10 protein-coding genes are annotated in these 7,182 nt (G+C 29.0%); 1 reads left to right on the plus strand and 9 read right to left on the minus strand.

The window, feature by feature from the left end; all coding sequences use genetic code 11:
- Nucleotides 1-295 precede the first annotated feature (295 nt).
- Entirely contained in the window at nt 296-799 is a 504-nt protein-coding gene (locus WBG30_RS05445) for a hypothetical protein (protein WP_424503633.1), read from the plus strand.
- A gap of 77 nt (nt 800-876) precedes the next feature.
- Here the strand turns inward: WBG30_RS05445 and WBG30_RS05450 are convergent, their stop codons facing one another.
- The 9 genes from WBG30_RS05450 to WBG30_RS05490 all read right to left on the minus strand — a co-directional run.
- Nucleotides 877-1,086, minus strand: a complete 210-nt coding sequence (locus WBG30_RS05450) for a hypothetical protein (RefSeq protein WP_424503634.1) — start codon at nt 1,084-1,086, stop codon at nt 877-879.
- Between the two features lie 63 nt (nt 1,087-1,149).
- Entirely contained in the window at nt 1,150-2,256 is a 1,107-nt protein-coding gene (locus WBG30_RS05455; protein ID WP_424503635.1) for an NADH:ubiquinone reductase (Na(+)-transporting) subunit F, read from the minus strand.
- A gap of 15 nt (nt 2,257-2,271) precedes the next feature.
- Nucleotides 2,272-2,865 (minus strand): NADH:ubiquinone reductase (Na(+)-transporting) subunit E, encoded by a 594-nt coding sequence (locus tag WBG30_RS05460; RefSeq protein ID WP_424503636.1) that lies wholly within the window; start codon nt 2,863-2,865, stop codon nt 2,272-2,274.
- Between the two features lie 10 nt (nt 2,866-2,875).
- Nucleotides 2,876-3,481 carry an NADH:ubiquinone reductase (Na(+)-transporting) subunit D gene (locus WBG30_RS05465; RefSeq protein ID WP_424503637.1) on the minus strand — a complete coding sequence of 202 codons (606 nt, stop codon included), beginning with the start codon at nt 3,479-3,481 and terminating at the stop codon, nt 2,876-2,878.
- Nucleotides 3,474-4,076 (minus strand): FMN-binding protein, encoded by a 603-nt coding sequence (locus WBG30_RS05470; protein ID WP_424503638.1) that lies wholly within the window; start codon nt 4,074-4,076, stop codon nt 3,474-3,476. The genes WBG30_RS05465 and WBG30_RS05470 overlap by 8 nt, the downstream gene beginning before the upstream one ends.
- Nucleotides 4,077-4,964, minus strand: coding sequence for an RnfABCDGE type electron transport complex subunit D (locus WBG30_RS05475; protein WP_424503639.1), 888 nt, complete (start codon nt 4,962-4,964; stop codon nt 4,077-4,079).
- A gap of 255 nt (nt 4,965-5,219) precedes the next feature.
- Nucleotides 5,220-5,690, minus strand: coding sequence for a YbaK/EbsC family protein (locus WBG30_RS05480; protein ID WP_424503640.1), 471 nt, complete (start codon nt 5,688-5,690; stop codon nt 5,220-5,222).
- A 20-nt stretch (nt 5,691-5,710) separates the two neighbouring features.
- Entirely contained in the window at nt 5,711-5,902 is a 192-nt protein-coding gene (locus WBG30_RS05485) for a hypothetical protein (RefSeq protein WP_424503641.1), read from the minus strand.
- Nucleotides 5,903-6,022: 120 nt separating this feature from the next.
- Nucleotides 6,023-7,182 (minus strand): DUF748 domain-containing protein (locus WBG30_RS05490; RefSeq protein ID WP_424503642.1); only part of this gene is annotated, 1,160 nt, incomplete at its 5' end.

Consider the following 7,182-nt stretch of genomic DNA (forward strand, 5'->3'; position numbering starts at 1 on the left):
ACCCTTGATTTTATTGATCTAGAGAGGGTTCATTATTTTAATCCTAAGGAATCCAAAGTAAAATCACAAGGGCACGCCTTTCAACACCCCTTCACAGGCAAATAAACGCCTTTTTTTATAGAGCAAAAAATGAATAAAGTATATTTCTCCCTATGAGGGTTTGAATTTAAAGCTTCAGAAAATCTGTGTCAAAAAAATTAAATATGATAAAAGAATATATCGAAAAAAAGGAAATTTATAAAATTATTTGAATTTAATTTATATAGGATTTTAAAAACAGCTAGGAGGAAGGTCTATGAAAAAAAAAGTTCAAATTAATGACAAGATGCAAAATGGATATTATTATCTAACTGAACCTATAGGAAAAAACTTTGATCCTGAATTCAAGCCAGAACTTACTCCCAAGGAGATGTTGCAATTAGGAGTTTTTGGTGGGAAATACATGACTGATTGCAAAGATGAATTTCCTTCATCTTGGTATAAAGATGCTAAACTTTCTCCTAACAAAAAAAATCCTCAACTTAATTTTTTTAAAGTAGACGCTTCTATGCCTTTAAAAAAATGGGAAGATAAAGGATGGATAAATCCTATAGACCCTAGAGGATGGTTTCAGTGGTATTGCAGATATTATTATGGTAGAAGGATGCCAGAAGAAGACCGAAGACAAATCAAAAGATGGAAAGCTATGAAAAGACATGTAGGAGCAGTTGTAAAAAATTGTATTCCTATGGATCTTGGGTGTAGAATAAAACAGAGACAAGCACTTCTCCATTGGGCATATGATAGTAGAAAAATTTAAAATAAACAGACACTATTTTAGTGTCTGTTTATTTATTATAAATATTTAAAAACTTTTTTATGAATTCAAATAATATATCATTCCTTTGAGCAATAAAAACATTCAATAGACTGAGAGAATATTTCTTTAGCTTTTTCCACTGCATCTTCACAACAATCAAAATTTCCAAGATATTCTCTACTTGCTGGATTAGGTAATTTTTTACAGTCCTCCCTATGTACCTCATGATCACCGTTATCTTGGGGGTTTTTATCAACATAGTAATTAGAACTTTTTATCTCGTTCATCTTTTCTCCTCCTAATCTTACAAATAAAATAAATTGGTTTCAATATATATATAATAGTTTTCTTTATGCAAAATTATCGTAAAATATGTCTTGTATACCGTTGTGATTAAGGATATTATTGCAAGCCCCTATCATCCCTGGACTTCCACAAAGAAACCCTTCCCTATGTTTAGAAGGATCAATTTCAGTTTTTAAATATTTATCTAAAATATCAGTAATTAAACCTTTTTCTCCATCCCATTCCTCATCAGGTAAAGGACTTGATAATGCAGGAATAAAATGAAAGTTAGGCCATTCTTTTTCCATCTCTTGAAATTCTTTAAGTAAAAATAGATCTTTCGTAGTTCTAGCCCCAAAGAAATACCATACTTCCCTATCAATTTCTCCTTTTTCTAACATATCATGGAACATTGATTTAAATGGTGCCATACCAGATCCTCCGGCAATACAAACCATTGTAGAATTAGAATCTGATTTTTCAAATTTACCAAAAGGTCCTATTAATTTTAATTTCTCTCCTACTTTCATATAATTATGAACCCATGTAGTAGCTATCCCATCTGGAATTAACCGAATTAACATGGCGATCTTATTTTTTTCTGAGGGTTTAGAAGAGATAGAATAAGCTCTTTGAGTGCTTTCTTTTATTATACCATACGGAGGGACTACTAATTGAATATATCTTCCAGAAACAAAATCTATAGATTCATCTCCAATAGATACGATAACTTCTTTTATGTCATAAGTTAGATCATTGATCTCTTCTACCACACCAGAAAACTCTTTAGCATCAAATAATTCTTCTGGAATAAATATATCTAGATTTTTTTTTACTTTTATTTGGCATGCTAACCTTACATTTTGATCTATCTCTTCTGCGGATAAATATGGTTTTTCAGTGGGAAGGATAGGTCCTACATCTGTAGAAATTTTACATTTACAAGCTCCACACCCTCCCTTTCCTCCACAAGCAGAGGGAAGAAAAACTCCTTTTGAAGATAAAGTTGTTAGGAGTTTATCTCCTCCTTTTACATTTAGTACTTTTTTATCACGATTTATATTAATTTCTACATCTCCATAATTATTTACATGTTTATCTAAAATAGAAATAACAAGAGCCAAAACACTAGCAAGAAGTGCAACGATAATTGGTGCAATTAAAAATTCCATGAACACTCCTCCTTTTTATTGAACTATTAGCATACCAGAAAATCCTATAAACGCCATAGCCATAAACCCAATTGTTATAAGTGTTATCCCTGCTCCCTTTAAACCTTCTGGAACAGGAGCTTTTAAAACTTTTTTTTGTATAGCTGCCAAAGAAACAATAGCAAGCCACCAACCTAGACCAGAACCAAGAGCAAAAATAATACTTTGTATAAATGAATAACCTCTAATCTCCATAAATAATGCAACTCCTAAAATAGCACAGTTAACAGTTATTAATGGTAAAAAAATACCTAAAGCCATATAGAGAGCTGGAGAAAAACGATCGATAACCATCTCTAAAACTTGTACAGTGGCCGCGATAATTATAATAAAAACAATAAATCTAAGATATAAAAGATCAAAAGGTATTAATATAAATTTATATACAACCCAGTTTATAGCAGTTGTAATAGTTAAAACTGCCGTAACAGACATCCCTAGACCGTTAGCAGAATCCATATCTTTAGATATAGATATAAAGCTACACATTCCTAAAAAATTAGCTAATAAAATATTACTCGTAAATATTGAAGCAAATAACAAAACTAATGGATTAATATCTGGTGCCATATAAAACCTCCTATTTTGAACTTTCTTTTGAAAGTTTGATGTTATTAATTATCCAAATAGCTCCACCTAAGATAAAAAACGCACTTGGAGCCATAATCATTATTGTCCAAGTTTGAAAACCTTCTGGCATGACTTGCATTCCAAATAGTGACCCGAAACCAAGTAATTCCCTAATAAAAGCGATAGCCATTAGAATCCACATATATCCTATTCCCGTTGTAATCCCATCCCAAAGAGAAATAAGTGGCTTATTGGATTGAGCAAAAGCTTCTGCTCTTCCCATGATAATACAATTAGTAATAATTAACCCTACATATGGTCCCAAAGATTTACTAACTGTCGGCAAAAAAGCTCGGAGTAATAGATCTACTATAATAACAAAAAAAGAAATTATAAGAGTTTGTATGATCATACGAACTTTACCAGGAATGAGATGCTTTATACTAGCTACAGTAAAATTAGTCAATCCAGCAACAAACACTACAGAAAGAGTCATTATAAATGTATTTGTTAAATTATTAGTAACTGCTAATGTAGAGCAAATCCCAAGGATTTGAACAAAAACAGGGTTATTATCCCATAGATTTTCTTTTAGTACTCCCTTATAACTATTCATTTCCTACCTCCTCCTTCAGACTTTTTATCTTTTTATTTATCATAACTTCCATTGAGTGGCTAGTTCTAGTAGCACCGGCGATTCCATCTATGATTCCATCTTTAGAACTATAATTTCCCTCTCCACTACCTTGTACTATCCTAATCATATTTTTGTTAATAGTTTCATTTTTAAATTGATTTAAAAACCATTCATCTTCAATACGTCCACCCAGACCAGGAGTTTCATTGTGAGAAATGATGTCTATACCTTTTATAGTTTTTAAATTTTTTTCTATGGCAATAATTCCATTTACTGTACCCCAAAGAGCTTTCCCAGAAAATTTACTGACTAATATATCTTTTCCATCTATTTTTGCCAACATAGTTTCATTAGTTGGAAGGTCTAAATTAAAGATCGTTCTAAATTGTTCTTGAACTTCATGGTCTCTAGGTTTTACACCAACGGCTTTTAAAATAGAAGTAATCTCATAATTTTTGTTATATTCAGAAACTCTATTTTTAGTACCAACATGAGTCAAAGTCAAAAGAAATACTAGTATAAAAGTAATAACAAATGAAAAAATAGCAGTATAGGTCATTGAATTTTTTTCCATCTATTTTCCCCCTTTTAATTTTAACTTTAGTTTCCCAACAGTTTCATCAAATAACGGAGCAAACATATTTCCTAATAAAATAGCATAACTAGTCCCTTCACTAAAGAGAGAATAAGTTCTAATAAGTGAGGTACAAACTCCAATAAGAAGACCGTATAAAATTAATGAATTATTTTTTTTAGGAGAAGATACAGGATCGGTAACCATAAACACAGCAATAAATAAAATACTTCCTGAAAATAAACTATATATAGGATTAGCTCCTCCTAAGTCCATAAAATATAGGACAGATTGCATAATTAAAAATCCAATTATAGTAGAAATAGATGATTTATAACTTGCCGTTTTGGTATAGAGTAAATAAATAAAAGCAATTAAAATAAGCACTATAGACCCTTCCCCAATAGACCCACTCTTAAGACCAGTAAATAAATTTAAAAGGGAAGGTAGTTCGCCATTCTTTAACATCACAAGAGGAGTTGCTCCTGCAAAACCATCAAGAGATCTTGGATTCAACCATTGATTGACTGTATTTGGAAAAGAAATATAAATAAATAATCTACCTACAATAGCGGGATTAAAAATATTCCTTCCAAAACCACCATATACCATCTTCCCAAAAGAAATTCCAAATACAATCCCAATTCCCACTATCCATAATGGTACTAATGGCGGCATAGAAAGAGCATATAGGGAACAACTAACAAGTACAGCTTCACTTACTTTTTTCTTTGCTTTCCTCACAAACAACCATTCTGTAAATATACCTAAAATAAAAGTTACAGCAAAAATTCCTATACTTCTAAAACCATATAAAAATACCGAGAAAAATATAAGAGGAGTGAGAGAAAACAAGACTTTTCTCATAACAGTTTGTTTTTGAAACATATTTTTAACCTCCAGAGTAAATTATTTTTCTTACACTAATAATACTTAAGTAAAAAAATAAATTTAGGTAAGAAATAGTATGATATATAATACCAACTTTTTTTTAAAGTCCTCTAAAAACATAGAAATCACACTTTTTTATTCTCTATAAAATAATTAACTAATATAAATAAATATAATGATAAAAAAATTTAAAACAAAAAAATAAGGGCTTATAAAAACCCTTATTTTAATAATATATTTTATTTTTAAAAATTAAACTAATTCACTCTTAGTAATATCAATCCAAATTCCCTTAGTCACCTCAGCCAAATAGTCAACATCTATCTTTACGGCAGAATTAGGAGACCCTCCTGCTGGATATACTGTGGTGAATTCCTTTAGAGATATATCCAAATATATATCTAAAGGTTTAGGTAGACCAAAGGGACAGACACCTCCTATAGGATGCCCTGTAACTTCCTCTACATTTTCAAATTTAACAAATTTAGGTTTTTGTTTAAAATAATCTTTAAACTTTCTATTGTCGGTTTTAGCACGACCTTTAGTTAAAATTAAAATTTCTTTTTCTTTCAATTTAAATGCCAAAGTCTTAGCAATCATATCTGGTTCTACACCTAGAGCTATTGCCGCTTTTTCCACAGTAGAAGTATCTTCATCGGTTTCTATAATCTTCAAAGGCAGGTTGTTGTCTTTAAAGTATTCTTTTACACTCTGAATACTCATTATTTTCCTCCAGTTTAATATTAATTTTCTTTATTTTTTTCCCTTGACTCAAAATCATGTTTAAGCCATTTCATAAAATTATTATTTCGCAATAAATAACTTTTTTTCATATTTCTTTTTAAACATTTCCTTTCTTTTGCATTTGGAATTTCTTTTTCATATTGAGAATATAGTTCTTCTAATTTTTTAAATAAATCTTTGGATACTTTCATTCTCTTCCCCTCCAAATATTTTAGCCCTATACTATTTATACCGCAATCTTTAAAGAAAATTTTCTTATACAAAATTCATGCGATATTTAACTTATATTTTTTTACCACGAGTCTTTTTATTTAATTTTCTTTTAAGTTCTTTATTACAAACTCAATACTTGTGATAGGTTTGTCTCGTGAAACATCTGATATTTGAACTTTTATTCTCGATTCTAGTTTTTTATTTCTAAAATAAGTTTCAATTTTTTCCTTTCTTTCCTCTATTAATTTATTTATTTTTTCTTCTAAAATTTCATTTTTTATATTCTTTTTTAAAAGCATTTCTTTCTTTAATTTTGTATTCAATAAGTTTTTTTCGATTTCTTTATCAGTGAATAAAGTAAATATTATATTTATTGGCTCTTTGTTTTCTAATATCTCAGCCACTTTCTCCAAAGTTTCATTATCTTTGTTTTCAAAATTTGAATTTAAATATTCATATTCAACAAATAGATCTTTTTCATCTCCTATATCGAAAGAACTCCATACAAAATCTGCTGGAGAAGCTACAGCTTTTATTAAAATATTTTTCAAAGCTTCTAAGATAACTTGATATATATTAAATTTCGGATTATTAAAGTTACCAGATATAGGAATTTCTAACTTCAAGTTATCATTTCTATCTTTTAATATATTAACACCTAATTTTAGTGGGACTAAAGAGTTTTTTTCCGTTGCTTTCCCTATCTTTATTTTCTCTATTAAGATAAGGTTACTTCCTACTATTTTTCCCTTATTTAAATTAAATTTAGAGCTATAATTAAGTTTTCCATTGTCAATTTCATTCGGTAAATTTTTTAAAATAATTTTTTTGAAATCTAACAAATTCAACTTTACTACTTCTATATCCCCATCCATATTTAAACTAGTAGGAGAAAAGTTCCAGTTTTTTTCTAAAGAAGAGAAAAAAGTAAATTTAAGTTTCCCATCCCCTGTTAGATCTGCTTTTAAATCCCCACTAAAATTATTTTTATTTGCTGTAGTGAATTTTTTTATATCTATTTCAACATTTCTAACATTATATTTAATATCTTTATGAAAATAATCTAAACGTCCATCACTTAGTTTAATTTTTTTTATCGACAATACAGGCAATTTATTTCTATCATTTTGCCTATTTCCATTAGCTTTTTCAATATTTTCAATAAATTTATTTTTAAAATTGATTATTCCTAATTTATTTATTAAATAGTCGATTATATCAAATCTATTTTTGTCTGTTATTTTATTTTTTGTCTTTC

The sequence above is a fragment of the Psychrilyobacter sp. genome, assembly GCF_049671765.1.
Lineage (GTDB): Bacteria > Fusobacteriota > Fusobacteriia > Fusobacteriales > Fusobacteriaceae > Psychrilyobacter.